The organism is Microcystis flos-aquae FACHB-1344 (assembly GCF_014698375.1).
Lineage (GTDB): Bacteria > Cyanobacteriota > Cyanobacteriia > Cyanobacteriales > Microcystaceae > Microcystis > Microcystis aeruginosa.
In genome coordinates this window covers 1-26,816 of record NZ_JACJSW010000166.1, presented here as the reverse complement: position 1 = coordinate 26,816, position 26,816 = coordinate 1, and the positions used below count along the sequence as shown (strand labels likewise).

General features: G+C 42.8%; 24 protein-coding genes, 2 tRNA genes and 2 pseudogenes. 9 read left to right on the top strand and 19 right to left on the bottom strand.

What is annotated here, in order from left to right; all coding sequences use genetic code 11:
• Positions 1 to 534: pseudogene (locus H6G48_RS15675) on the top strand (IS701 family transposase); the annotation flags it as partial.
• 99 nt (positions 535 to 633) lie between these two features.
• On the opposite strand, the gene hpsP reads toward H6G48_RS15675, so the two are convergent.
• From hpsP to H6G48_RS15615, 12 genes and pseudogenes are all read right to left on the bottom strand, one after another.
• The gene (hpsP, locus tag H6G48_RS15670) at positions 634 to 1,845 is read right to left on the bottom strand and encodes a hormogonium polysaccharide biosynthesis glycosyltransferase HpsP (protein WP_190722437.1); all 1,212 of its coding nucleotides are present in this window, start codon (positions 1,843 to 1,845) and stop codon (positions 634 to 636) included.
• Between the two features lie 536 nt (positions 1,846 to 2,381).
• Entirely contained in the window at positions 2,382 to 3,629 is a 1,248-nt protein-coding gene (gene trpB / locus H6G48_RS15665) for a tryptophan synthase subunit beta (protein ID WP_190722436.1), read from the bottom strand.
• A gap of 137 nt (positions 3,630 to 3,766) precedes the next feature.
• Complete coding sequence (locus H6G48_RS15660; protein WP_190722435.1) at positions 3,767 to 6,337, bottom strand: DUF3536 domain-containing protein; 2,571 nt, start codon at positions 6,335 to 6,337, stop codon at positions 3,767 to 3,769.
• A 378-nt stretch (positions 6,338 to 6,715) separates the two neighbouring features.
• Positions 6,716 to 6,961, bottom strand: coding sequence for a DUF2442 domain-containing protein (locus H6G48_RS15655; protein ID WP_002784986.1), 246 nt, complete (start codon positions 6,959 to 6,961; stop codon positions 6,716 to 6,718).
• Between the two features lie 4 nt (positions 6,962 to 6,965).
• Positions 6,966 to 7,214 (bottom strand): DUF4160 domain-containing protein, encoded by a 249-nt coding sequence (locus H6G48_RS15650; RefSeq protein ID WP_190722434.1) that lies wholly within the window; start codon positions 7,212 to 7,214, stop codon positions 6,966 to 6,968.
• Between the two features lie 219 nt (positions 7,215 to 7,433).
• Positions 7,434 to 7,646: a Txe/YoeB family addiction module toxin gene (locus H6G48_RS15645; RefSeq protein ID WP_190722433.1), complete on the bottom strand. Its 213-nt coding sequence runs from the start codon at positions 7,644 to 7,646 to the stop codon at positions 7,434 to 7,436.
• Positions 7,647 to 7,674: 28 nt separating this feature from the next.
• On the bottom strand, positions 7,675 to 7,929 hold the full coding sequence (locus H6G48_RS15640) for a hypothetical protein (protein ID WP_190722432.1): 255 nt from the start codon (positions 7,927 to 7,929) through the stop codon (positions 7,675 to 7,677).
• 352 nt (positions 7,930 to 8,281) lie between these two features.
• Positions 8,282 to 8,491 (bottom strand): type II toxin-antitoxin system HicA family toxin, encoded by a 210-nt coding sequence (locus H6G48_RS15635; RefSeq protein WP_190722431.1) that lies wholly within the window; start codon positions 8,489 to 8,491, stop codon positions 8,282 to 8,284.
• Complete coding sequence (locus H6G48_RS15630) at positions 8,488 to 8,688, bottom strand: type II toxin-antitoxin system HicB family antitoxin (RefSeq protein WP_190722430.1); 201 nt, start codon at positions 8,686 to 8,688, stop codon at positions 8,488 to 8,490. Before H6G48_RS15630 ends, H6G48_RS15635 begins: the two co-directional genes overlap by 4 nt.
• 777 nt (positions 8,689 to 9,465) lie before the next feature.
• Positions 9,466 to 9,606 (bottom strand): annotated as a pseudogene (locus H6G48_RS15625) (IS630 family transposase); the annotation flags it as partial.
• A gap of 177 nt (positions 9,607 to 9,783) precedes the next feature.
• Positions 9,784 to 11,052 (bottom strand): pentapeptide repeat-containing protein, encoded by a 1,269-nt coding sequence (locus tag H6G48_RS15620; protein WP_190722429.1) that lies wholly within the window; start codon positions 11,050 to 11,052, stop codon positions 9,784 to 9,786.
• Between the two features lie 176 nt (positions 11,053 to 11,228).
• Positions 11,229 to 11,513: a DUF1214 domain-containing protein gene (locus H6G48_RS15615; protein ID WP_190722428.1), complete on the bottom strand. Its 285-nt coding sequence runs from the start codon at positions 11,511 to 11,513 to the stop codon at positions 11,229 to 11,231.
• 162 nt (positions 11,514 to 11,675) lie between these two features.
• On the opposite strand from H6G48_RS15615, the gene H6G48_RS15610 reads away from it, so the two are divergent.
• Positions 11,676 to 12,215 carry a hypothetical protein gene (locus H6G48_RS15610; protein ID WP_043998910.1) on the top strand — a complete coding sequence of 180 codons (540 nt, stop codon included), beginning with the start codon at positions 11,676 to 11,678 and terminating at the stop codon, positions 12,213 to 12,215.
• A 568-nt stretch (positions 12,216 to 12,783) separates the two neighbouring features.
• On the opposite strand, the gene H6G48_RS15605 is transcribed toward H6G48_RS15610, so the two are convergent.
• Positions 12,784 to 13,785: an adenine-specific methyltransferase EcoRI family protein gene (locus H6G48_RS15605; RefSeq protein ID WP_190722427.1), complete on the bottom strand. Its 1,002-nt coding sequence runs from the start codon at positions 13,783 to 13,785 to the stop codon at positions 12,784 to 12,786.
• Positions 13,786 to 13,824: 39 nt separating this feature from the next.
• Positions 13,825 to 13,899, bottom strand: coding sequence for a hypothetical protein (locus tag H6G48_RS15600; RefSeq protein ID WP_242034662.1), 75 nt, complete (start codon positions 13,897 to 13,899; stop codon positions 13,825 to 13,827).
• Positions 13,900 to 14,192: 293 nt separating this feature from the next.
• Here H6G48_RS15600 and H6G48_RS15595 point away from each other — a divergent pair, with 293 nt between their 5' ends.
• The 3 genes from H6G48_RS15595 to H6G48_RS27520 are packed head-to-tail and all read left to right on the top strand — an operon-like array spanning position 14,193 to position 14,948.
• Positions 14,193 to 14,417: an AbrB/MazE/SpoVT family DNA-binding domain-containing protein gene (locus H6G48_RS15595; RefSeq protein WP_147070910.1), complete on the top strand. Its 225-nt coding sequence runs from the start codon at positions 14,193 to 14,195 to the stop codon at positions 14,415 to 14,417.
• A complete protein-coding gene (locus H6G48_RS15590; protein ID WP_186814329.1) occupies positions 14,417 to 14,827 on the top strand; it encodes a type II toxin-antitoxin system death-on-curing family toxin in 411 nt (136 codons plus the stop codon). The genes H6G48_RS15595 and H6G48_RS15590 overlap by 1 nt, the downstream gene beginning before the upstream one ends.
• Positions 14,828 to 14,849: 22 nt before the next feature.
• The gene (locus H6G48_RS27520) at positions 14,850 to 14,948 is read left to right on the top strand and encodes a hypothetical protein (protein ID WP_186814328.1); all 99 of its coding nucleotides are present in this window, start codon (positions 14,850 to 14,852) and stop codon (positions 14,946 to 14,948) included.
• 251 nt (positions 14,949 to 15,199) lie between these two features.
• Here H6G48_RS27520 and H6G48_RS15580 read toward each other — a convergent pair whose 3' ends face one another.
• Positions 15,200 to 15,601: a hypothetical protein gene (locus tag H6G48_RS15580; RefSeq protein WP_190722426.1), complete on the bottom strand. Its 402-nt coding sequence runs from the start codon at positions 15,599 to 15,601 to the stop codon at positions 15,200 to 15,202.
• 421 nt (positions 15,602 to 16,022) lie between these two features.
• Positions 16,023 to 16,496 (bottom strand): hypothetical protein, encoded by a 474-nt coding sequence (locus tag H6G48_RS15575; protein ID WP_190722425.1) that lies wholly within the window; start codon positions 16,494 to 16,496, stop codon positions 16,023 to 16,025.
• A 147-nt stretch (positions 16,497 to 16,643) separates the two neighbouring features.
• Here H6G48_RS15575 and H6G48_RS15570 point away from each other — a divergent pair.
• A tRNA-Asn gene (locus H6G48_RS15570) sits at positions 16,644 to 16,715 on the top strand.
• Between the two features lie 52 nt (positions 16,716 to 16,767).
• On the opposite strand, the gene H6G48_RS15565 is transcribed toward H6G48_RS15570, so the two are convergent.
• The gene (locus H6G48_RS15565; protein ID WP_190722424.1) at positions 16,768 to 18,027 is read right to left on the bottom strand and encodes a M16 family metallopeptidase; all 1,260 of its coding nucleotides are present in this window, start codon (positions 18,025 to 18,027) and stop codon (positions 16,768 to 16,770) included.
• Positions 18,028 to 18,030: 3 nt separating this feature from the next.
• Positions 18,031 to 19,308, bottom strand: a complete 1,278-nt coding sequence (locus H6G48_RS15560; protein ID WP_190722423.1) for a M16 family metallopeptidase — start codon at positions 19,306 to 19,308, stop codon at positions 18,031 to 18,033.
• A 233-nt stretch (positions 19,309 to 19,541) separates the two neighbouring features.
• Between H6G48_RS15560 and H6G48_RS15555 the strand changes: the two genes are divergently transcribed.
• From H6G48_RS15555 to H6G48_RS15545, 3 genes are all read left to right on the top strand, one after another.
• Positions 19,542 to 21,371, top strand: coding sequence for a tetratricopeptide repeat protein (locus H6G48_RS15555; RefSeq protein WP_190722422.1), 1,830 nt, complete (start codon positions 19,542 to 19,544; stop codon positions 21,369 to 21,371).
• Positions 21,371 to 22,468 (top strand): glycosyltransferase family 4 protein, encoded by a 1,098-nt coding sequence (locus H6G48_RS15550; protein WP_190722421.1) that lies wholly within the window; start codon positions 21,371 to 21,373, stop codon positions 22,466 to 22,468. The genes H6G48_RS15555 and H6G48_RS15550 overlap by 1 nt, the downstream gene beginning before the upstream one ends.
• A 116-nt stretch (positions 22,469 to 22,584) precedes the next feature.
• A tRNA-Ser gene (locus tag H6G48_RS15545) sits at positions 22,585 to 22,671 on the top strand.
• Positions 22,672 to 23,116: 445 nt separating this feature from the next.
• On the opposite strand, the gene mfd is transcribed toward H6G48_RS15545, so the two are convergent.
• Positions 23,117 to 26,599: a transcription-repair coupling factor gene (mfd, locus tag H6G48_RS15540; protein ID WP_190722420.1), complete on the bottom strand. Its 3,483-nt coding sequence runs from the start codon at positions 26,597 to 26,599 to the stop codon at positions 23,117 to 23,119.
• Positions 26,600 to 26,816 lie beyond the last annotated feature (217 nt).

Below are 26,816 nucleotides of genomic sequence, written 5' to 3'. Positions count from 1 at the left end.
CTATCAGAAAAGGATTGGGAGAAAATCACCCTAAATCTAGATCAAGAAAAAACGGTTTGGGTAGCGGTATTCAGAGCGAAAATATCTCAACTAGAAGGAGAAAGGAACTTGGCGATCGTCATGAAGGCAAGTTCAATGGAAAAAGCCACAGAGGTGGACTATTTCATCACCAATGTAGTTGAGGCAGATACAGTAACAGCTTCGTGGATAGTCAAGACTTACACCGAAAGAAATTGGGTGGAAGTATTCTACCGAGAAGCCAAAGGATGGTTAGGGTTAAGGGAATATCAAGTCAGGGATAAACGAAGCTTACTTCGTCATTTTATCTTGGTGTTTTGTGCCTATACATTTATCCTGTGGCATAAGTTAACTGGGGGATTGCAAAGGCGGTGGGCGAATCGACCTTTAAACACTTTTGTGGAAGCTTTAGAAGCTTTTCGGACAGCGATGTCTTTCCGTTTCTTTGAGTGGCTGACCGAGAATCGGGATGTGTTTGCCGCTTACAAAGCCAGTTTAGGCTTTATTTGGGCTTGAAATTTGTTTAAGTCCCATTATGAATTCTTTTGCGCTTCCCGTCTTTCTGCAATCAGGTTTAACCCTACTGGCATTTTTAGTGCTGGTTATCCTGATGGCCTAAATCTTAATCCGTCTGTGACTTCGATCGAGCAGGGGACGATCGATAGCGCCGACTAGATTTTCATAGACGGTTAACAGCTGTTCAGCGATCGCTGACCAACTATATTGATTTAAGACTAAATCCCTGGCATTTTTCCCCCTTTGTTGGCGAATTTCTGGGTTAGTCAGGGCAGTTGCCAAAGTATTAGTTAAATCCTCCAGCTGACAAGCTGTCACCCATCCCGCAGCCGCTGCTGCCACCGCAGGATGCAGATCCACCCGGTCGGAGATAACCACGGGAATTCCGGCAGCCATAGCTTCTGCCACTGCGATGCCAAAATTTTCATAGTAGGAAGGTAAAACAAATAAATCGGCCCTAGCGAGGAGGTTATTTTTTACTTCTCCGGTCACAAATCCGGTAATTGTTGTATTTTTGCCCAAGATTGACCGCTCGATCTGATTTTTAATGCGATTTTCGTACTCCCGATCCTGGGGATTGCCTCCTGCTAAGACAAAATGAAAATCTAGTCCCTTTGCTAACAGACTTTCTAAACTGGGCAGCAATAAATCTAGACCTTTTTTCGGGTCAAGACGGGACATATAGAGGATGATCGGTTTATTTTGGGGAAGATCAAAACCGTTTACCGGTAGAGCTTGTGGGTCAAAAAAATCTACCCCTAGGGGGATGACAATATCCTTAGTTTTTATATTAAATCTTTCGGCGATTTGACACTCCTGCTGACTGGTAAAATGAACTGCCGCCGCCGCCGCTAAATTGGGTTTTTCCAGAAAATTGGCATATATTTGTTTAAGTTGCCGTTTTTTTTGCAAATCTGCCGGATCGAGGGTGCCTAGGGGACGGAGAATATAGGGCAGTTGACGGTAACGAGCGATCGAAGCCGATATACTGCTCACTGGGGAGAATAAGGCATGAATATGGGCGATATCGTAATCTTTTGCCCTATTAGCCAACCAAGTAAACAGATCAAGGGAAAATTTATAGCGGCGAAAGGGAGAACAGGGAAAATAATAGATTTGATAGCCATTTTGACTAACAGGGACCCCTAAAGGCACCTCTAGGGGTGCTTGTCCCGTGTCACCATTGGAATCGGTGGTAATAATAGTCACCTCTTGGCCTAGTTGCGCCAAGGCCGCTGACAAACCGAGTACCATTTGACTGGGGCCACCATAAACAAGGGAAATCGAAGGAACAATCTGAAGAATTTTCATCGAAAAATTGGGTCAGAAACCCCGTCGTTCTAGGTTGGCTTTACTGTTAAATACTAGCGCATTTGCACGATATAAGTAGGTAGGCACAATTATTTGTAGGATGGGTTAGCGGTAGCGTAACCCATGCGGGCGTTGGGTTTCATGCTTCAACCCAACCTACGTTCATTTTATATTTAATTCCACCCACCCACTTATGCTAGAAAGTGCCACTTAGAGCGACTCTAAGACCAGAACAGAGTAAATCTGTTAAGGCAGCTGGGAAACCGCTCAAGAAACCCCAAGAGGATATCAAATTCAGCTAGTCCGGAACAGGGAACGGTTGAAAACGAATATCAAATTTAGATGCACAATAGCTTATCCCTCTGATTTACCAGTGATCAGTGATGAGACGGGGAGTGGGTAGCATTTTCATGGCTCAGTAAATGATAATCGTTCAAGGGTAAAAAGACAGCAAGAAACCGCCATTTAATACTGCTCATCTAATACCGATCACTTAATACTCAAATCTGATAACTGCTCACTGAAAAGGCTAAAGGTTAACCATTCATCGATAAATATTTAGCCACCGATTGCACATCTTTATCACCCCGTCCAGAGAAATTAATAACAATGCGAGGACTACCATTTACTTGCGGGCAAAGAGTTTCTAAATAGGCTAAAGCGTGGGCAGTTTCTAGGGCCGGAATAATCCCTTCTAAACGGGAAACTCTTTGAAAAGCTTCTAATGCTTCCCGGTCAGTGACACTGTAATATTCGGCGCGACCACTATCTTTTAAAAAGCTATGTTCTGGCCCGACTCCGGGATAATCTAAACCGGCACTAATGGAATGAGCCTCGATAACTTGACCTTCGTTATCTTGTAATAAATAACTCATTGCTCCATGTAGAACCCCCGGTTGACCTTGGGTAAGGGTGGCGGCGTGTTTTCCGGAAGCGATACTTTCCCCGGCGGCCTCAACACCAATTAAACGCACGGAAGCTTCTTTAACAAACTCATGAAATAAACCCATAGCATTAGAACCACCCCCCACGCAAGCGAGGAGAATATCTGGTAAACCGCCCCATTTTTCCAGACTTTGCTGACGAGTTTCTTGACCGATAACCGCATGAAAATCGCGTACCATCATCGGATAGGGATGGGGACCTGCCACAGAACCAAGGATGTAGTGAGTGGTTTCCACATTCGTTACCCAGTCGCGAATCGCTTCCGAGGTGGCATCTTTCAGGGTTCCTGTCCCGGCGGCCACGGGTTGCACCGTCGCGCCAAGCAGTCTCATGCGGAAAACATTGAGTTCTTGGCGTTCCATATCGTGAATTCCCATATAAATCACGCATTCTAGACCAAAACGAGCGCAAACCGTAGCGGTGGCCACGCCGTGCTGTCCTGCCCCAGTTTCGGCGATAATTCGCTTTTTACCCATGCGTTTGGCTAATAAAACCTGACCGAGGGCGTTATTAATCTTGTGGGCCCCGGTATGGTTTAAATCTTCCCGTTTTAGGTAAATTTGCGCCCCAGTACCGTCAGCTTTGGCATAATGGGCGGTGAGACGTTCGGCAAAATATAAGGGACTAGGTCTACCGACGTAATCCTTGAGCAGTTGATTTAATTCTTCTTGAAAATCGGGGTCGTCTTGATACTGATTATAGGCCGTTTCTAGTTCACTTAAGGCTGGCATCAGGGTTTCCGGGACGTATTTGCCCCCGTAGCGTCCAAAACGCCCAAAAGCATCGGGATACTGGGTTGCTGTGCCGGCTGAGGCGGCATAAATCGGCGTGATAGTCATGTAAACCTTCGATGAGAGACTTATGATCCATTATAAATCTAAGGGTTTAGTCTCTGGGTTAACCTGAGTTCCAGGGCAATCATCGCCTAACCCACTTAATCATCAAAGGGTGAGCATTGCCCACCCTTTGACTGATTTTACAGCCAAATACTCACATCAACTTTTAACACCTGTCCTAATAGTAATAACCATTTTAATTGAGTCATCGGCCAAGGACAGGCAGCATCTATGGAATTGGACCGCAAAGAATTAGGAACTAGACGATCATGGAAGTAATAATAGTATAATTCCTGAGAGCGATCGAGGGATAATCCTAGCTTTAATTGTTGGCTAACTTCAATTAAACGGGTGATTAGGCGAGTATCCTCCTCCGCCGTTAAAGGATCGCCATCGTGTAATAATTTCCCAAGAGATTGCCAGAGCAGACTTTCTAAGGTTTGACGCGCTTCGGGGATGTTTAATTGACAGTGTAAATGATTGGCTTCCTTAGCAATAGCCAATAATTGATCGAGATTATTCTCCGTTGCTTGCCGCTGCTCAAAATCTTTTTCTAGGGCATTAATCACCTGTAAACAACGGTGAGAAATGGCAATATCGGCCGCTACCTGTAACTCTTGAGGTACGGGCAGCTCATCCCGTTGGAAAGCCGCTAAAATGCCGTAATTATCCCGATAAACTTGGGTGTATAATTGATCGAGACGTTTTTTAGTTTCGGCTGTCACCTTCTGCATGATCCGGTGTCTTTCATCGGCAAAAAGATGGGGTAAAGCAAAAAAGTTTTCTCCCAATCCGCGCCCCATTTCTACGATCATGGTCGAGACACTGGCCTGTTGTAAAGATTCAAAGAGATGATCCTTAAGATTGGTATAGATTAACCGACTGTTAAAAGGTTGAATGCAGCAGTAAAAATCCCAACCTCCTAAATGTAGAACAGCAAAGACAAAATGTTCACTTTCTTGGGTAATTTCTGAGGTTAATTCCACCTGTCCCACTGCTAAAGTTAAAGACCCGATCGCTTGTTTTTGATAATCTAATTGACGGGTATTGTAACAATAAATCCGATGATGACTGGGATAATTGGTAAATAGGGAACTAATGGCATAATGGGCCGCCACCCGTTCCAAATCGACCCGCGCAGAAGTGACCAATTGTCGATAGACATCGGCCCCATCTTGATATAACTTAACGTTACTGGGAGCGAAAGCTAGACGACTGAGGAAATTCATTTCTAATTGAATTCCGGCCACTTCTCCGGCTAATTCCAGGGACCGGCCAGCATATCTCAAAATTTGCGTGCCTTCAGGTCGAGAAATTTCCTCAAAAAACCAGCCACAACTGGTAAACATCAATAAAGCCTGTCTTTGCATTTCTAATAAACGCAAAGCATCGATTTTCTCGCTTTTACTCAGGGTACGACTTTGATGCAAAGCGAGGAAATGTTCGATCGCGTCTGGGGAGCGATCTAAAATAACTGCAATGTAGTCATCCCTTGTCTGCCAAGGATCGCGGAAAAATTCCTGTCCTTGAATCTCATATACCTTAATTAACTCATCTCTGAGCCAATTTAGGGACTCCCGCAGGGGTTTACGCCATTTTTGCTGGTAATTTCCCCCTCCCCCGCAACCACAGTCATCCTGCCAACGATTTACGCCATGGACACAACTCCAAGCGGTCACGGGTTTTAATTCCACTTCCCAAGTGGGGGGGCAAATACTGAGATAATGGGCAAAATTGGTGACTGTCCAGCCGTTTTTAGGGAAAGATTCCGTAAAAGCATAGCTAAGACACTTCTCTGTCCCCTGTTTGTGGTGGCCGAAGGTTTCCCCATCGGTAGCGACGCTGATTAACTGGGAGGGACGATGATCCCCTTTAATTGCCTGTCCCAGACGACCGACGAGAAAATCACTGCTGGCTAGGACATCATTAAAGCCCATATCCCGAGAAATTGGACCATCGTAGAAGAAAATATCCAGATAACGACCATCGGGGATGTAACAGCGATAGGGACGGGTGGGATCGATTTGACCTCCGGCCACCGCGTGCCATTGGGGATGAGGATCCTGGTCGCTAGGGAAAGGACGACAGCGCAGGGCCTGGGAAGGGGCTAAAATGGTGAATTTAATCCCCTCATCGATTAAAGCTGTCACTGTGGCTAAATCAATGGCTGTTTCCGCTAACCACATTCCTTCGGGATCCCGGCCGAAACGGTGCTGAAAATCGGCTTTTCCCCAGCGAATTTGGGTGTATTTGTCCTGTTTGTTGGCTAGAGGCAGAATGATATGATTATAGACCTGGGCGATGGCGTTACCATGACCGTTTAAGCGTTGACAACTTTTTTGATCCGCTGTCAGGATGCGTTGGTAAACTTCGGGATCATGGGATTGCATCCATGACATGAGGGTGGCCCCGATGTTAAAGCTGAGATATTCGTAGTTATTAACTATTTTGATCACTTCCCCCCGATCATTGTAAATACGCGCAAAAGCATTGGCACGATAACACTCGTGATGGATGCGTTCATTCCAATTGTGGAAGGGATGGGCGCTCGGTTGCCGTTCAATTCTGTCTAGATAGGGATTTTCTCGCGGTGGTTGGTAAAAATGTCCGTGAACCGTGATATAAACTCCGTGAGCGGTTTTCAGGGGATCGACCCCCGTATCGGTATAGGAATAAAAGGTTGTAGAAGGATGTTCAACAAGATAAGTCATGGAAATGCCTAGAAAATCGTTTTTTTTTGAGCGAAAATAGCTGTAGAATGTAGCGACCTGATGTTTAAAAAAACTGAAAACTGGGCCATTTTTCAGGGCCTTGGGGTCACAATATCACATTTTATTTTCTTAGCAAAGCTAGGGTTAACAATTCGCAACTTCTCTATACACAGCACAAAGTAATACTAAATCTTGTTACAAAGTCTAGCTTTTCCCGGTAGGCTGTTGACTATTGCCATCAGCGTTCTACCCTAGGAGAGATGCGATCGCTCTTGCCCCTGCCCAAAAAGCGATCGCCCTTGGCGTTCCTATCCCAAGCAATGACAATTTTAAAGTTTAATCAAGAAGATGACAGAGATCGCACTACAAGATCGGCAATCATAGTTCAATTCCATTGATCCAAATTTCATACTCGCTTATATCAACTTCATCATTCCAAATGATTCCGCTACCTGATGGATCAAGTTGAAAGTTTTTAAAGAAAGCATAGTTTTTAAGGGAAGAAAACATCGTTTTTTCTAGTAGATTTTCACAGTTATATTTTCTAGCTTGATGATTAGAAAAATGCACCAATAGAGTATAATTTTCAATGATTTCGGCTGATGTTATTTTGGGGTAAAGCATTGTTTTATTTCAAAGGTGGTAATTTATTAAATTCTTGAGTGTTCCACATTTTCAATAATTCTGGTTGATAGATTGTTGCCCATTCTACAACCATTTTTGTGGCTCTATTAGGTAAGTCTCCTTCAATGATTTCTAAGGTTTCCAGATTAAATAGGGCGTTATATTCTCCATAAATCGCATGAAAATGGGGAGGTGGATGATCGGCAAAAAAGAGTTTAATGATAATTCCATAAAATCGAGTAATTTCTGGCATAAATCTATTTTTAGGAGTCTTTCTTGATGACAAAAATATTATAACAAAGCTTGTTGGGTTTTGTTACCTCGACCTAAACGACCAGATCAGCGATCTGCTACGCAGTGCCTTCGGCATCGCCCCTCCTCATCCCCAAAAAGCGATCGCCCTTGGCGCTCCTATCCCAAGCAATGGCAATTTTAAAGTTTAATCAAGAAGATGACGGCGATTACATTGAGCCTAGTCATAATGAAATTTACAACTGATAATAATAATTTCTGTTTCTGTAATTTTATATACTAAGCGATGTTCATCATTAATGCGTCTTGACCAATAACCCTTGAGTTGATATTTTAACGGTTCGGGTTTACCGATTCCAGAGAAAGGATGGCACAATATATCATCAATTAAATCAACGATTTTTTTATAGAGTTTTTTGTTTTCTATCGACAATTCATTGAATTATTTAAAAGCTTTCGGATCAAATACTATATTTTTCACTCCATTCTTTTGTGGTAATTGTCACTAAGTTTTCTTGATTTTCTATTCTGTCAATAGCTTCCGATAATTGACGCTGATTGGCTTCTGTTGAAAGAAGATATTCGGTTGTATCGGGTTCAGAATCAGATACTAAAATAATAATATCCACATCTGTTCCTTCTTCTAGTTCCGCAGAATAAAGCTCTATTTTTCCTTCTCTACCAACAATTCCTTTCTGTTTAATCGCTCTAATCATGATTTTTTCTCTTAAGATGTCAAACAATTATGGCTATTATATCAAAATCAGCATGAGTTAGAACTGATGAAAAAAAGCGATCACACTAATGACACTCAAAAGACATCTCCAAAAATTATAACCCAGTCACAGCTTGCTTTTGGTTTGCGTACTAACTAAGTAGTTCGATGACTGTAATGTATATCTATCGTTGCTAATTCGGGTTTGCTGAAAAAATATGAGGCAATTAAAATAATTTTTATTCGGGTATATTCCTTAACTAGAAAGACTTTTGGTCTTAAGATAATATTAGGTCGAGGTCTAAAGAGATCGCAGTTTTAAGGTTTAATCAACAAGGTGATAGTGATCGCTGTTATCTCAAGTCATCTTCGTTCAGACCAGCATCTTTCAAAATACTCTTAAGAGTACCAATTGGCAAATCTTTATTGCCATGAACAGGAACGGATAAAATAACTTTCATTCCCTGTTTTGTATAAATATGATGACTACTACTAATGCGTTTTAACTGCCAACCATAACGTTCAATAATTTTACAAAGGGCTTTGCCAGAAATAGATTTCATAATGATAATTCGATTAGCTCTTTGTCTGCTTCAATTTCTGTTTCTTGACTTGCAACTTCAAGCCATCCTTGAACCGCATCTTGCAACATTTCTAATAATTGTTCGTAGCTTTCTCCCCAGGTATGACAACCTGGCAATGCAGGTACGGAACCGCACCAAATACCATCCTCTTGCCAGATTAGAGCTTTAATTTTCATGTTATTGTTACTCCAACATTTGCTCGGTTTTACTATGATAACAGGAAAATGCGATCGCCGTTTTGAAGTTAATCAATAAGATAACAGCGATCGCACCATTAAGATGATCTCACTGATGACAAGAAAAGCGATCGCAATTTTAAAGCTTAATCAACAAGATAACGGCGATCGCACTTCATCAGAGAAAATGATCGCAGTTTAAAGTTTATTCAACAAGATGACAGCGATCGCACTTTTAAAGGCCAAAGAGAGCGCAATTTTAAACCTTATAACGGTGATCGCATTTTCAAAAACCAAAATGATCGCAGTTTTAAAGTTTAATCAACAAGATAACGGCAATCTCACTTTCAAAAGTCCAAGTAATCGCACTTTCACAAGCCAAAGTGATCGCGTTTTAAATTTTGAGTTTATGTAAGGAGATCGCACTTTCAACAGCCAAAGTTTAATCAGCAAGGATCGCACTTTCAAATGCCAAAATTGCTCTTTCAAAAGCCAAAGCGATCGCCGTTTTGAAGTTAATCAATAAGATAACAGCGATCGCACCATTAAGATGATCTCACTGATGACAAGAAAAGCGATCGCAATTTTAAAGCTTAATCAACAAGATAACGGCGATCACACTTTCAAACGCCAAAATGATCGCAATTTTAAAGTTTAATCAACAAGATAACAGCGATCGCATTAATAAACATCCCAAACATCAGATAATTACGGTGAATAACAATCAATTCGGTGCGTTACATTTCATTAACGCACCCTACAAGAGCAGCGATCGCACTGACAAATTTTTTGGTGCGGTATCTTTTGGCTTTTTAACCAGAGAACTTCCATCTTCAGTTGAACCCGGGGATGAGGATGATGAAATCTTTCCTAAGACAGTGAGTTCTTTTCTTCTTCCGTGAATTCTAGGTTAATCATGTTTTTAATGAGTGCTTTGCTTCTAATTATGACTCTTAAACTATATTATTGTCCTTGAGTCAAAAATGCAAGTTGTAGCCGTGCGGCTCTTCTCGACTTTGTGTGATAATTCTTGCTTATGTAAGGTTAAATGCTTACTGGGCAAGACTTTTAGGACTATTTTGAAATAAGAAACTATCAGTATAGACCTCGTTTCCACACAGAAACCAGAAGAGCCGCCGTGCAAACTATATCTACATATGCCTGAGCTTCCTCCAGATTCTTAAACCGTTCAGGATAACGCTCTCTCAATACTTCTGGTAATTTTTCACAATCCCGATCTTTGAATTTGTCTTTGTCTGTAAATTCCTCGGGCAATTTGACCCTGCACAGTAACGGTGGTTTTTCTCCTTCTTTTCCTTCTAGCTGTATTTCGGTGAGTGATTTTGCTTCACTTAAATCTACGTCCAAAAGTATAGCACCACTGAGGTTGGCAAAACGGAGGTCGGCAGTACGGAAGCGGACGCTAGTGAGGTTGGCATCAGTGAGGGTGGCACCTTGGAGGTCGGCACCAGTGAGGTCGGCATGACTAAGGTTGGCATGACTAAGGTTGGCAACAGGGAGGTGGGCGGCAATGAAGTCGGCACCAGTGAGGTTGGCACCACTGAGTAAGACACCTTGGAGGTTGGCAATAGTGAAGTCGGCACCAGTGAGGTTGGCACCAGTGAAGTCGGCAAAATCAAGGTCTACAGGACGTTCCCTGTAAGAATTGGGCATTCTTACACTACCGAGCATGGCACCCTTTAAGTCAAGGACGGGAAGGGATTTATCTTTGCCATAAGCGATAAGCCCTGACTCTTGCAAAAACCTTGTCACTAATCTGTTTCTCTCAGCATCAAGCTGCCGAAAAACAGTCAGAGTCAGAATACGAGCTATATTTCTAACCTCATCGCCTTCCTGAGAACTTCTTTTTAACCCTTTTTCGAGCAGCAATTCTTTCATGCTGTCAAAGTAGTTCTTTAGAGTCTCGTCTTTTTGTTTGTCATCTGCAATTTGCAAGTCTTTGTCTCGATTTTGTTTAGCATTCTTCTTTAGCTGTTCTTGCCTCTTGTCTTCACGGTCCTTTTCCTTATCCTGAAACCAATAACCCAATCCCGCAAGAACAAGAGGCACACCTAATAAGCCCAGCCAATCCCAGAGGCTTTTCGCTGGTATCTCTTTGGTCGTAACTGTGTACTTGGAAACCTTGTCTTTATCTATGGGCGGTGTATGCTCCTCAACCCTGCTAATTTCCTGATTTGCTGAAATCCCTATCCAGTCCCATTTCAATATGCCTGTCTCAACTAGAACAACTACAGATAGCAACAATACACCGATTAAAGCAGGGACTTTCCAATCGAACACTTTTTCATCGGTTCCTGGTTGAGACTTCTGGGACGGAGATTCATTGTCGGAAGCATTAGACATAAAGTACCCTCAGCAGCATAATATTAAGTGTGATATCTAGTGGTCTGTCAAGCTTGATATTGATGGTGTTGATTATAACTCAGATATCGGGTGGTAATTTGGTAAAAAGGTAATGTTGGGTTTTGTCACCTCAACCCAACCTACAGATCGGCGATCAAGAAATATTCGGGATAGGACTATTTCAATAACTCAATCTCCCCTGGTCGCCAAGTCTTGTCAAACCAAGGCTCAAGCGGGCCATAAAGCCGAAGAATCGTGTTCCAACCCGTGCCCGGATTTGTCTGCACCCAGTTATTCTCCTTGCCAGCAGGCGGTTTCGGCCCGAAATAGATATCCACAGAACCATCCGCATTAACCAAAAGCCCTTTAGTCTGACTACCGACACTGGGAAACTGTTGATCCTGCTGCATCTGCGATCGCGTCTGATTACTGTAAAGAATAACTGACCAGAATAGCAGCAAGGCAGGATGTGTTAGCGCAACGCATAATAATTACAAATTCATCATGATTAAAAGCAAAAAGGCGCGTTAAGTAACGCACCTGACTTTGGCTTGATCTATTCGGAGCTTTTTCCAATGGGTTACAATGCCAATAAATAGATAATCTACGAACTAAGAGCGTGCATGGACATAGAGACCAAGAACGATCTCATAGAAGAAATTCTCGCTGCATGGAAAGACCGAATCGGTGATGACTACTTGGGTTACAGGGGTCATGTCTATCGAATGTTCAATTTCTGTCTGGCACTCCATTCCTGCACCGAAGAAGAAAAGACCAAGTTGGCGATCGCCGCCTGCTTTCACGATCTAGGTCTTTGGTCGGCTCATACCGTGGACTACATCCCACCTTCGGTGTCTGAAGTAAAGAGGTACTTATCCGAAACTGGGCAACAGGAATGGTCTGAGGAAATTGGACTAATGGTCGAGATGCACCACAAGGTTCGCACCTACAAGACAGACCGCTATCCGCTGGTGGAACTCTTCAGAAGGGGCGATTTAGTTGATTTCTCCCTTGGTTTCTTTAAGTTCGGCATTCCTCCCGCCTATGTGAGCGAGGTCAAAAAGGCCATTCCAAATAACGGATTTCACCGCTTTCTCATAAAAGGCGCACGCGAGTGGTTTGCAAAACATCCCTTCAGTCCACCACCCTTTATGAAGTGGTAATGCGATCCCTTGTGGGCATGGCCAAATCACCAATAACATCAGCTAAAATCATTGAACTCACGCTGCGCTCATTTCTCAAACCGAAAATTTGATCAATTGTCTCAAATGCACTCTAGCAAACGCATTGAGCGTTCTACTCGAATATTTATTAGTACAAAAAGACCATTTTGAGGTTAACGAATTGATTAGGGTTTGAGCGAGCCAATCAGCGCTCGCCCTCTCAGCAATGTTATGCTTACCTTATTCGCTAAAAAGCATACAGAATAAAGGTTACAGTTTGGTAGGTTGGGTGATCGGTACTCAACCCAATGCCAGTTGAGTAAACATCAGTCCAATAAATGTTATTCTAACTTGATGCAATACCGTAGAGCAAAAACACTTATTGACAATTGGCCAATTTTATGGGCCGCGTGGGCATTTCAATTGATACCGGTCAATCAGAATAGTATCGACCAAATGGGTCGATTTTTGCTTAACAATTGAGATGGCAAATTCTCCTCAAATATGCTTGAATCCTGGGTAGGCAACTCACATAAAGTTCATTTTGTCAAGGATTGTTAAGATGCGCTTACCCTGTTAAATCAATATATTCAGTTTGGATTCGTTTATTCTTGATTAGTATTCTAAAATAAGGACATTTCCCATTTACTGATAAATCTTTATCATCATTCCCCTTCCTGAATTTAATTATTTCAAATTGGTCGGGATTAAATTTATGTAAAAATGTTATTGGTACACCCATAACCCCCTTGAAGTCTAAGGGAATGTCTTGGGTTTTATTGACATTAATTCCATCATAATTGTCATATTTTGGATATTCAGATTCATTGCCAAAATATCTTTTTGTCAGAGCCATATCTTCCTGTCGTTTTGATGTGTCTAAGTTGGTTAACCATAAACAATTATTTGGAGAAACTATTCTATTTCCAGAATTGTCAATACGAGCCTCTGTTCCATAAAGTTCATATTGTTCGGGAACAATGAAACCAGAAATACCTCTACCAAGATTTATTCCTAACCAGGCTTTGTTTTCTTTAATTAGTTTGAAAATTTCTTTATAGGTTATTGCATTAATATTGCCAATTATCAAAAACTTTTTGTCGTATTTAACTAATTGAGCTACATATTCTCTGAATAATGAAAATGGGGGATTAGTAACAACAATATCAGACTTTTTTAATAGTTCAATACTTTCAGGACTACGAAAATCTCCATCCCCATTAAAGTAAACAATGTCAGGGGAAATAGGTTTATTTTTTTCTCTCTCTGTACCTGTATATTCAAAGAAAAAACCATTTTCATCTTCTTCTGTATTAAATAAATCTCTCCCTTGTTCTCGATAACAAGATGTTATGATTTTTTTTAGACCTAATTTTTTGAAGTTTGCGGCAAAATACTTAAAAAAGTTACTAATTCGGGGGTCATCGCAATTGCAATAAACTACTTTATTTTCAAAATGAATTTTATAATGTTGCAACTCACTTTCTATATCTGAAAGTTGTGTATAAAACTCGTCACTTTTTAGTTTTTTAGCATTTTGCAATAATTTATTTGTCGCATTTCTTACCATGTTCAACCTTTTTTGATTTAATAAATGTTTTGTTTTTAGTTATTTACTTTTGCTTATCTGATTAAATATTTCACTGCCTAATACTTGAAGAGAGGTTTTAGAAATTTCAAGCATAATATAAAACATTTTTTTGATAAGTAGGGAGGCACAATTATTTGTAGGATGGGTTAGCGGTAACGTAACATGATCGGGGGTTGGGTTTCATGCTTCTAACTTCACAGTTTCCATCAATGTGCATGGTGCGTTCCCCAAAAGCGATCGCTGGAGTAGCAGGACTTGCATTAGGGAACGCACCATGCAAGAGCGGCTTTCACGATCGGAAGTCTTTCTCTTCAAAATAATTCCGTTTGGGGAGTTAATTATGTTATAACATTTGTCATAACATAAACTACGGGAGGCTATAGGTTATGACAAGTCTAACGCTCCGAAAAATTGGCAATTCCATAGGCGTGATCTTACCGAAAGAGGTTTTATCCCGACTGAACGTAGAGGAAGGGGATCAGATTTATATCACTGAATCTGTAGATGGATACAGAATTTCTAGCTTTGATCCCGATTTTGAAGAAACCATGAAAGCTTTTGAAGATACTTATTCTCAGTACCGCAACGCCTTCAAGGAACTCGCCAAATAATGATCGAGGAACCGAAATGGTTATCGAGCGATGCGATTAGGGTGATTCAGGAAACTTTAATCGCTCGAACCGGGGGGACTCCTGGAGTTTTAAACCCAACCCTGTTAGAGTCCACTGTCAATAAGCCAAAATTCTTTTTTCAGTACGAACCCGAATCATCGATTTTTAAGTTAGCGGCGGCCTATGGCTACGGTTTTATCAAAAATCATTGCTTCTGCGATGGTAATAAACGTATAGCTCTAGCCGCCGTTTCAACTTTTTTGCGAAAGAACGGCTATCGCTTGAACGCCAGCGAAGCAGAAACGGTCACTTTCTTTCTCGATCTTGCGGGCGCTCTCGAAACCTATGAGGAGGGTTTCGCTAGATTGACCGATTGGATCAAAAGATACGCGATCGAACTGGAAGATTAACGGCGATCACTTGTATCAACCAGTGCCTGAACCATCCTTAACTATCCTGGGTACAGGAGTGGTTTTCGGTGCTCTACCTTTTCTTAAAAAAGGGAAAAAGGACAAGGAGAAAGATACCTAGAAAATAGCGAAGAAATCCGCTTTCTGGAATAAGTAGGGAGGCAAAATTATTTGTAGGACGGGTTGGCGGTAGCGTAACATGATCAGTCCTTGGGTTTCATGCTTCTACGTTCTTCGGCATCGCACTTAGACTGACAGCTGCCATCAATGTGCATGGTGCGTTCCCCAAAATCGATCTCTGGAGTAGCAGGACTTGCATTAGCGAACGCACCCTACCAGAGCGGCGATCGCACTACGGCGATAGCGATCGCACTACAGCGGCAGATGCTGCTTCAGAACGTCGCGGAGTCGGGCAGCGTTCGGCCCAGCTGGATCGAAGGCGCGTAGCTCCTTGCCCTGAGCAGTGTAAATGTAGGCGTTGTTGCATTCGTAGCAGAGGGTCGCCGCGAAGAGCAGGGTATCCCACTCATAGAACGCCAGCCCCCACGGCGGAAAGTGGCAACGCGCCGACTCGCCTGGCTCAAGTTCCCGAAAGAGGCGGATCACTCGCTGAGCTTTAACTCCAAGAAGAAGATGTCTCTCGCTGACGTGGCGCCAGAACGTGTCAGGCCAGCCCTCTTCAGGAACTATACTGCCAGGCAAACAAAACAGCTCTACCCCATCGGCAAGGCCGATGGGGGTCTCCCAAGCCGGTGTATTCCAATTCCACTTCATGTGCTGTACTCCTACTACTTTCCGGGTTCGCTCCTTAACTACTGACCTTTCGCACCGCCTAACTACATATTATACAGAAACTTTCTGTCTAACACTCTCCAGAGTAACGATAGGTGGAAACTTTCGGCATATTCCCCCATTTTAGCGCAATCCCCAGAACTTTTCCCCATATCACGCCCAAGAGCGTATTAGCCAGATTAAACAACGTCTTTTAAGTGGATTCCTAACAACAAGCTCAAATAAAATAGACTTTTCGGGAAGTGTAGCACTAAGTCTTCAATCCACCCCACAATTACCTAATTTTCGGGGAAAAAGTGCCTAAATTTTGCCACTGATCGCTTTCGTGGCTGGCACTTTTTGAGGACAAAAAGTCCAAAAGTTTTATCCAACAAGGTTTTTAGCTCTATTCAGCCAACCCTATTTATTGGTGTACTTGCAAATGAAGGACATAATGACCTAAAATCAGGTTATCTGACCATAATTCGTACTCTAGACGCAAATATTCGGGGAAATTATTCCCCTCTAATTTGAGACTACGGGTATAGTTGCGGAGGCGAAAAGCGTAACCCGGTTGAGGACTTTCGGCATTTAACCAGTAGCGACTGACACCAAAAACCCCTTGCTCCCAAAAATGACGATAGGCGAATTTTCCCTGGCCCTGCATGGTCATAATTACCCGATTGGCCGAAATTTCCAGCCAAATTAATTTATTTTGATTATTTTTGGGTTTAAGTGTCTCTATTTCTGCGAGAGCGACTGGTGGTTGATTGAGGAGAAGATGAAACCGGTGGCGATCCTTTTGGTAGAGGGTAGCGGCAGTGTCTAAAGTGGAGAGGATGGGTAGATCTGTCGAGAGCAGACAGAAGGAAACGGGACGGCGGTGATGGGCAAGCATAGACTAGACTTAATGGTGTCCTTATCTCCACAATAGTTGATTCTCCGCCCACCGCTACCAGCACCAGAAATTTTTTTGAGAAAAAATCCAGAAAGCACTTGCATTATTGAGGGACTTATGATTATAATTATTAATTGTGAGTAGCCTTCCTCGGTAGCTCAGTGGTAGAGCGGTCGGCTGTTAACCGATTGGTCGTAGGTTCGAATCCCACCCGGGGAGTTAATCAAAAATAGCAGCGGCAATAGTTTTTTATTGCCGCTTTTTGCTCTTACTAGAGAATTTCGTTGATCGCATTTTCTGGGCCAACTAGAGAAATGTAAGGATTTTGAAAATATTTACTGGCTACCGATCGCGCTTGTTCGGCAGTAATCTGATTAATAGAATCCAGGAAAGTGCGATCAAATTCAATCCCCAAACCTAAGCTTTCATACCAACCGTATAACTGAGCGATTTCGGCGTTAGTTTGTTTACCGAGAGCATATTGACCCAATAACTTATTTTTAGCTGACTGTAACTCCTCCTCACTCAAAGTTACTTTATATAACCTTTCTGCTTCCTGACGCAATCCCGACACGGCGATCGCTGTATTTTGGGGTGCAGTTCCCATATAAATGACAAATTGGGAAGAATCGAGACGGGTGGGATAAAAAGCGGAAACATCGTAGGCTAATCCCCGTTTTTCTCGCAATTCCACGAATAAACGACTAGATAAACCATTCCCCAGATAGGTACTCAATAATTTTAAAACCGCATAATCATCCTCTTGCACAGAAGAGCCGGGGTATCCTAACATAACGATCGCCTGTTGACTAGCTTGGACGGTAGTTAAACAGGTGGGCTGAAAATCAAAAGCGGCCGGGGGTAAACTAGATAAAGGAATATCTGGAATTGACCAACTGCCAAAAATTTCCGTCACTGCTTTTACTGCTTGCTCTAGGGTAATACGGCCAGAAAGACTAATTACCAAGTTATCGGGACGGAAAAAGCGACTATGATAGGCCTGCATATCCTCCCGTTGCAATTGAGCAACCGTTGCCTCCGTACCCAATAAAGACATACCATAGGGATGATCGGGGTACATAGCGGCGCGTAATTGATGAAAAGCCACATTAAAAGGCTGTTCCAATTGAGAGCGAATACTTTGACGGGTGAGATTTTTCTCTAATTCGATTTCTGGGGGGGGAAAACTGGGAAAACGAATAATTTCCGCCGCTAGACGCAATATATCTAAAAAATCCTTTGTAACAGTCTTTAAACTAACCACAAAATAATCGGTCCCCGTGTCCGCACTTAAACCGGCCCCCGTGGACTCAACTCGATCGGCAATTTCTAGGGAAGATAACTTTTCTGTACCTTTGGTGAGCAGCACCGCCAAAAGACGAAATAAACCCGCTTTTTCCGTTTTTTCCCAACGAGTACCCGCATTTTTGAGAAAAATCCTCCCTGCAACTAACTCCACGGCTGTATTTTCCACCACTAAAAGGGTGATGCCATTTTCTAAGGTTAAGCGGTGAATGGGGGAAGCGGACATCGTTTATTCACAGGGTTGCATTATTGTAATAGCATATCGCTCCGGGGAGAGATACTGACGAGCCAGACGCTGGAGATCTGACGGTTGCAAACTTTGGATAACTTGGGGATAGCTCGTGGCTAGATCGGCAGCTCTCAGGGTTTGATAATATCCATAAAGTCCGGCTAATTGGCCCGGGGTTTCTGTGGAGAAAATATAATCGTTAGCTAATAACTGTTGAGTGCGGTGTAATTCTGCGGGGGTGACGGGATCATCGTGCAGATATTGGAGATGTTCACAGATAATACCTTCAATTGTCTCAGTTTGTGGGCTAGATAGGCAAGCGCCGATGGTAAAGAGACTGGAATCTCGTTGCAAGGAAAAATTACTGTTAATATCGAGGACGATTTGCGCTTCTTCCCGCAGCTGTCGCACTAACCGCGAACAGCGTCCCCCAGCAAGAATTACCGAAAGCAAGTCTAATCCAAAGGCATCTTCTAGGCGATCGCATCCTGGTCCAATCCATCCCATCAAGAGACGAGAATGTTCTAGGTGGGGTAAATATACTTGGGAACGACGAATTTCGATCAGGGGGGGTTCGGCAGCCACTAGATTCGCAGGGGATTCCGAGGGGACGGGAAATTCCCGAAAAGATTGCCGGATAATTTCTAAAGCTGCTTGGGGTTCGATTCCCCCGATAATCGCCACACACATATTTTCCGGTTGATAATAGGTGCGATGGAAACAGCGCATTTGATTGGGGGTTAATTGCTCTAAACAGGGTTGATCCCCTAGAATAGAGCGTCCGTAGGGATGGTTTTGATAGATACTTCCACAGAGGGTTTGGTAGGCAATCCAATCGGGATCATCATAACAGGCCCGTAATTCTTCTAAAACTACATCTTTTTCCCGATAGAATTCCTCATCGTCAATCTCAGCATGGAGGAGAATTTCGGCCAGATGGGGTAAGGTATGTTCAATTTGATCCACACTGGTGGTGAGATAGAAGTGTGCGTAATCGTGACTGGTGGCAGCGTTGGTCATGCCGCCACAATTTTCGATTAAATAGTCAAAGAGTCCGGGGGGAAGTTTTTTCGTCCCCTTAAAGATCATGTGTTCGAGAAAATGGGCCATACCTAACCATGGGTCGGGTTCAGCGATCGCACCTGCTTTCACCCACACATCCACCACCACCACAGGAGTCACGGGTAAGTACTGATGAATTACGGTTAAGCCGTGATCTAATTGCCATACCTGAGCGGGAAAAGAACTTGTTTGACACTGCGCTATCGACTTGATCAATGTCCGTTAACCAGATTTTTTGTTAAATTCTATACATAGATTATCTTATCTCGTGCCTGCTCAACCATTAAAGAACTTTTGTCATGATTTCTAGACAATTCTCCCAAATATCAGCCTTATCGGTGATCAGTGACTCGGTGATCAGAGGTGAGTTTTCGGTTCACTGATTACTGATTGCTGTTTACCGCTCCCTAATTACTGATTACTGTTTACTGATAACTGAAAAACCCCCTATGACAGAAAATAGAGATAACTTCAACGAAACTTATAAGGCACTAATTGAGCGCATTGTCAATCTAACTTTAGAAGGAAAAATTCGGGCTAAATCACAGGTTTATAACCTTTTAGCCGAGGCAGTAAAAAATGGCACAGGAGAAATTTTTGAGCGTTGTTTAACCGAAAAAATAATCGTTACTCGCTCACAGTTAGAAACAAAAATTAAAGCGACTAGGGTTTTGCGGGCCCTGGAAACGATCGAAAGTGAATGGGAAAAATATCAAAAAACCAATCAGAAAAATTCTCTCACTGCAGCGGCGATCGATAATCTGGTGAAAATCGATCGAGAGGATCGTTTACTGACTTTAGTAAATTTAATTGATCCCAATCAAAATAATGCTTTAACCCTAGAACAATTGCAACAGTTAGCCAAGCATTTACAGACAGTTTCTCAGCAGCGGGGAGAAGCGGATTTATGGCAAATTGCCACGGGGATTAATCTGGGGTTAAATACTTGGTCAAATTTATCGAATGATCTCACCAGTTGGCTCTACGAACAAAATCGCAATCTTGGTTTTACTAATGATAATGAGCGAGTGACTCCTTGGCAAATTTGGGCAAGTAAAGTTAATCCCTCTTGGTTAAAACGAGTCTTAGAAAGTTTAGCTAATCAACAAGCTTTTGATCCTCTCACTCAGGATTTAACTTTAACCGATTGGGTAGAAACTGCTATTGTTTTTCAATATATCCAAAGAGGACTAATTAACTTTTTTGATCAGCGCATCTATAGCGAAAAATTAGGAGCCAAATTATCCATCTCTACCTTTCTCACCTTTGCTTTAATTTGGTCGCTGTTAACCAATAGTTTCGAGCAAGTTAGTAAAAATTCTCTCTATAGTCGGGGCTGTTTTCAGATGGCTTTACAAATTCTGAGAACCTTTGCTCAACGGGATTATTTTCCTTTATACGGAGGAATTTTTGCCTCCTTTTCTGGCAGTTATCTCAAGGATGCGTTAGACTATTTATCAATTCCTCTGCGTTATGTGGAAGGCACGGGAGAAAAGGCGAGAATTTTAACTTTAATTGCCTATTCTAATCGCATTTGCGGCGACTATCGACAGGCCAGAGAATGTCATCAACAAGCTTTAGAAATTGCCCGTCAACAACAGGATTATGCTTGTGAAATAGCTAATTTAAACCATTTATCCCGTCTCAATGCTATCCAGAAAAACTATACAGAAGCGATTAATTTAAGTCAGAGAGCTTTAATTTTAAGTCGTCAACAGGGTAATAGTTTAGGACAGGCTAACGCTTTAGCTAATTTGGGTTATAGTCAGGTACAGGAAGCGCAACAGTTAGAGAGATACGATCCCGAAATTTATCAAAGTTCGATCGAGTATTTACAGCAGGGATTAAAGTTAGCGGAAAGTCTCCAAGATTGGCAGAGTAAATCCCTTTGTTGTAGCAGTTTAGGTCTAGCATATATTATCCTCGAAAGACCCCAAGAAGCGATTAATATTCTCCTGCAAGGATTGGAATCAGCCAAATACTACGGAGATGTATATCTGCAAGGTTTATTACTAACTTATTTAGGCGAAGCTTACTATCAAGACAAGAATTTTGAACAGGCAATTTATATGGGTTCTCTAGGAATGTATTGGCTACACGAAATCGGTGCCGTAGAATGGCGACAAGCTGCTAGTCTATTAACGGTTATTCGCGGCAAAAATATCGCAGCTTTTGAACAGACTTTCAGTCAGGAACGTTCCTCCCTGATTAAATCAATTGGACTGGAAGGCTACCAATATATCTCAGAAATTCTCAGCAAATATCAACAGGGTAATTAGTGAATACACAGCATAAGTTATTAATTAATCTCTCGGTACTTTTTCCCCAACCCACGGGAATCAGTACCTACATTCTTAACCTCTTACCCTACCTGAAAAATTTAGAACCAACCCTACTAACAGCTAATAGTTATCCCGACTTTAACTGTTATTCTATCCCCAAGGGTCTCGGCCCCGATCGAGGAGCGAAAGGTCATTTAAAACGCTTACTCTGGACTCAGTGGCAGTTACCGTCAATTTACCGACAATTAAAGGCCAATTTACTCTTTTCTCCCCTCCCGGAAGCGCCAATAAATTCTCCCTGTCGCTTTGTCGTCATGGTACACGATTTAATTCCCCTGCGGTTTCCCAGTTTTACTTCCCCCTTAACTCACTATTTCCGTTATTATGTGCCGCAGGTATTACAACAGGCAAAACACATTATCTGTAACTCTCAGGCAACGGCCAAAGATATCACTGAATATTATCAAATTCCCGCCGATAAAATTACTTCTATTCCCCTAGCCTATGATAATCATCACTTTCGCCCTATGGAAAATAATAAGCCAGAGCATCCCTATTTTCTCTATCTCGGTCGTCCCAATCCCTATAAAAATTTACCGCGTTTAATCGCCGCTTTTGCCCAACTACCCCCAGATTTAACAGATTATCATCTTTGGATTGCCGGCAGCTTTGATCGCCGTTATACCCCCAATTTACAACAACAAGCGCAAGAATTAGCAGTCAGCGATCGCATTAAATTTCTCGATTATATCCCCTACGATGAGCTGCCCAAGGTGATCAGTCAAGCCACTGCTTTAGTCTTCCCCAGTCTCTGGGAAGGCTTCGGATTGCCCGTTTTAGAGGCTATGGCCTGCGGTACACCCGTCATTACCTCAAATTTGTCATCTTTGCCCGAAGTCACGGCAACAGCGGCAATTTTAATCGATCCCTATCGAGTCGAGGCCCTGGCCGATGCCCTGAAAATTATCGCTCAAGATCGACAATTACAGTCAAAATTAAGTTATCTAGGCAAAAAACGAGCCAATGAGTTTAGTTGGCAAAAAACTGGTCTAGCTACAGCCGCAATCTTAAATCAATATCTAGAGTATGCTTAACTGACAGCGTTTCCCGTCCAGATGAAGTGTAACCTGATCGGTCATCGTCGCAAAAAGAAAAATAATTTGACAGATCGGCAGCATTTGCTGTAGGATGGATGATCGTGACCTCAATTGGAGAGATGGCCGAGCGGTTGAAGGCGCAGCACTGGAAATGCTGTTTAGGGGTAACTTTAACGAGGGTTCGAATCCCTCTCTCTCCGTCCCCAAAGCACCTCATATCTAGGAGGTGCTTTTTATAGTAAAAAGTAGGGTGCGTTAGACGGCAAAAATTGCTGCTTTGACTTGAAGGTAACAATCCGTCGTAACGCACCACCTATCATCAACTAAGTAGGGTTGGCTGAATATCAGTGAAAGCCTTACTAGGAAACGGTTTTGTGACTTTTTTAGCCAAAAAAGTCACAAGTAGGGTGCGTTAGACGGCAAAAATTGCTGCTTTGACTTGAAGGTAACAATCCGTCGTAACGCACCACCTATGATCAACTAGGTAGGGTTTGCGGCAAAAAGTAAAAAGTAGGGTGCGTTAGACGGCAAAAATTGCTGCTTTGACTTGAAGGTGACAATCCGTCGTAACGCACCACCTATAGCTGACTCTCAAAGCTACTTTTGGCTGATTGACGCAGCAAATATCTAGAGTGGACCCCCCATCTAATTCCTCGTCGGTAAACCATCTTTACACTTAGCTAACCACTCCAATAAACTGTCTAACTGCTGTGGTGGTTTTACCAATCCTAAACCCCTAACCGTCACCTGTTTGGGACTATAAACAAAGCGTGATTGTATATGTTGGGGTAGGTGTTCTTGTAATAATTTCCACGCTGGTTCCTCCATAGGAGTTTCTAGGATAATATGCTGTTTTCCATCGGGTTTAATTCGCGAAAAACCGAGGGATTTAGCCAGATGTTTTAACTCGATTACCTTAAATAATTGTGCCACTGGGGAAGGAATTGCTCCGTATCTATCGACTAAATCGGCGGCAATTTGTCCTAAATTTTTCTGAGAATTGGCAGTAGCGATCGCCCGATAGACATCCATTTTCTGCTCCAGATCGGATATATAATCGTTAGGAATAAATGCCGTCAATTTCAGATCGATTTGGGTATCCTCCACTTGGGGAATTTCTTGACCTTGAATTTCCCGCAAAGCTTCCTGTAACATTTCCATATATAGATCAAAACCGATCGCTTCCATTTGTCCCGATTGTTCCGCACCTAATAAGTTACCCGCACCGCGAATTTCCAGATCCCTAGTCGCTAATTGATACCCCGATCCTAACTGGGTAAATTCTTGAATTGCCTTTAATCTTTCCCGTGCGGTTTCTGTTAGTTCTGCCTTGGCTGGATACAGTAACCAAGCGTGCGCTTGTACTCCCGATCGCCCCACCCGTCCCCGCAGTTGATAGAGTTGCGCTAAACCGAATTTTTGGGCATCTTCAATGATAATCGTGTTAACTCTGGGAATATCTAACCCCGACTCTACAATAGTCGTACAGACTAAGATATCCGCTTCCCCATTATTAAAAGCTAACATGGTGGTCTCTAATTCAGCCTCATCCATACGACCGTGACCAATGGAAATTCTAGCACCCGGAATCATCCCTTGAATGGCTGCCGCTTTTTCTTCAATTCCCTCGATTCTGGGTACTACATAAAAAATCTGTCCCCCCCGATCCAATTCATTGCGAATTGCCGTTCTAATCACATCAGAATTATAACTAGAAAGGTGGGTTTGAATGGGACGACGAGAGGGGGGAGGTGTGGTAATTAAACTCATTTCTCGCACCCCAGAAAGGGACATATAAAGAGTCCGGGGAATCGGTGTCGCACTCAAAGTTAATACATCAATATTACTCTTAAAAGCCTTAATTTTCTCCTTTTGATTAACCCCAAAACGCTGTTCTTCATCAATTACCAATAACCCTAAATCTTTAAACTCCACCGCTTTACTCAATAACAACTGCGTCCCCACCACTATATCCAATTCCCCCGTTTTCAAGCGCTGGACGATATCTTTTTTCTCGGAATTGGTGCGAAAACGATTTAATAAACCCACATTAATGGGATAGGGAGCAAAACGTTCCTTCAGGGTGTGATAATGTTGTTGGGTTAAAATCGTTGTTGGTGCTAATAAAGCCACCTGTTTATGACCCGTGGTGACAGCTTTAAAAATAGCACGAATGGCCACTTCTGTCTTGCCAAAACCCACATCCCCACAGACTAATCGATCCATCGGGCGATCGCTTTCTAAATCCCGTTTCACATCCTGTATCGCTTTCAGTTGATCAGCAGTGGGTTGGTAGGGAAAAGAATCCTCTAACTCCCGCTGCCAGGGATTATCCATAGGATAGGCAAAACCCGATTTTTGGGCGCGTTGGGCGTAAATATTGATTAAATCAACCGCTAACTTCTTAACCGACTTCCTAACGCGGGCTTTCGTCGCTTCCCACGCTTTGCCAGAGATTTTATGCAATTCGGGCGCTTGACTACCTGTATGACGATAACGGGAGAGATTATCAACAGAATCGGCAGGAACCCGCAATAATCCATCAGCATACTTAATAACTAGATAATCTCGACCTTGCACTACTCCGCCAATTGTGCTTTCCTGCTTTTCTAGTTTGATAAACTGTCCGATGCCATGGTGTTTATGTACTACAAAGTCGAGGGGACGGAGTTTATTCACATCCACCTGTACCGAGGCTGCTTGCCGACGTTTGCGGACGTAACCGGCAGTATTTAAAAGATGTTGTCCGAAGAACTCTCGATCGCTAACGACGACTATGCGATAGGTGGGGAGGATAAAACCTTCTAATTCAGCTAATCCTGAGTATTTTAGGGCTGTAGCGGTGTTTTGAATTATTAAGCGCTCGATCGCCCCAAAATCGAGGGGATTGGGGATAAATTGGGCCGGGCAGTCGTGTTCCTGTAATAACGAGACTGTGCGGGAGGGTTGGGCAGATATTAACCATGTAGCATACTTATTTACTTTAATACCGCTATAAATCTCTCTTTTTCCCCGTAAAATTTCCGCTAGTTTGGCGAATTGTCCCGGATTGGTGGGAATCGGACGACTGGAGAGATTAAGACTATTTTCGGAGAGGTGATCGTCTATTTCTGAGAGGTAGAGATGGGGAAATTTAACCGATATTTGCAGAGATTCGCCAAAAGAACGGTGAATTTGCGGTAAAGCTGGTTCTATCTCTTGCCAGCGTTCCCCAATATATTCTATCCAGCGATCGCTTCTAGCTTGACAGCTTTCCAGTTCATCAAAGGCAATAAGGGTATTTTCGGGGAGATAATCCAATAAAGAGGCAGGTTGAGGGAAGGACAAGCCTAAAAATCGCTCAATTCCCTCTGGATAAATGCCATTAGCCAATTTTTCTCGATCTTCAGCCCCCAGATAATCGGCCACTGTGGGGGGAAGAGAAGGGGCAATGATCGCCGCAAAGCTAGTGGGAGTAAGAAGTAGATTGGGGATAGAATCGAGGGATATTTGGGTGGCAGGGTCAAATTCTCGCAATTTTTCCAATTCATCGCCGAAAAATTCTAACCTGACCGGTAATTCTGCCGAAACTGGGAAAATATCAACGATATCGCCGCGACGACTCCATTGCCCTTCGGTTTCTACCAGTGGAACCCGTTCATATCCTAATCTAGCTAGGGTTAGATCGAGGTTTTTGGCTTCTATAACCCTTCCTACCGCAAAATTATCGCTATATTGCTCGAAAACCTCTCTAGGGGGTAAATGGGGCTGTAGGGCCTTTTCGGTGGTAACGATCGCAATTCCGGCCTCTTGATGACTGATTGCCGATAATACCTGCATCTGTCCCCAAATCATCTCGGATTCCCGATTAAATGTCTCGTAGGGGCAAGCTTCCGAGGTGGGATAAAAGAAAACACCTTTCCACGTCATTGCTTCTAATTGTGCCGCCCAACGTGCCGCTTCTTCTAGATTGGCACAGATAATTACCAGATTTTTTCCTTGACAACGGGCAAAAGCTGTGCTTATTAATCCTTTCGGTAAGCGGGCAAGGCCAGTTAGGGTTAAATTGCCGTTTTTCTCCAGTTTTTGGATAAGTTCGGCAGTTAAAGGCGATTTTTCAATGTTGCGAATAACGGAGGCAAAAGTCATTTTTTCGTGATCGGCGCTCGGTTTTTAGTTAAGCTCTACTGAATTTATACTGCCTCTTGGGATTTTTAGTACAAATGCTCAGGCTTCCTCTCCCTGCTCCGGCACAGTCTTAGCAAGTATCAGTTGTCAGTTCACCCACTACTTTTTGGGGTTAATTTTTTTGGGCTTTATTTGACTTGACCAGAGGGGGGTCGCAGGCGCACGGATTTTCCATTAT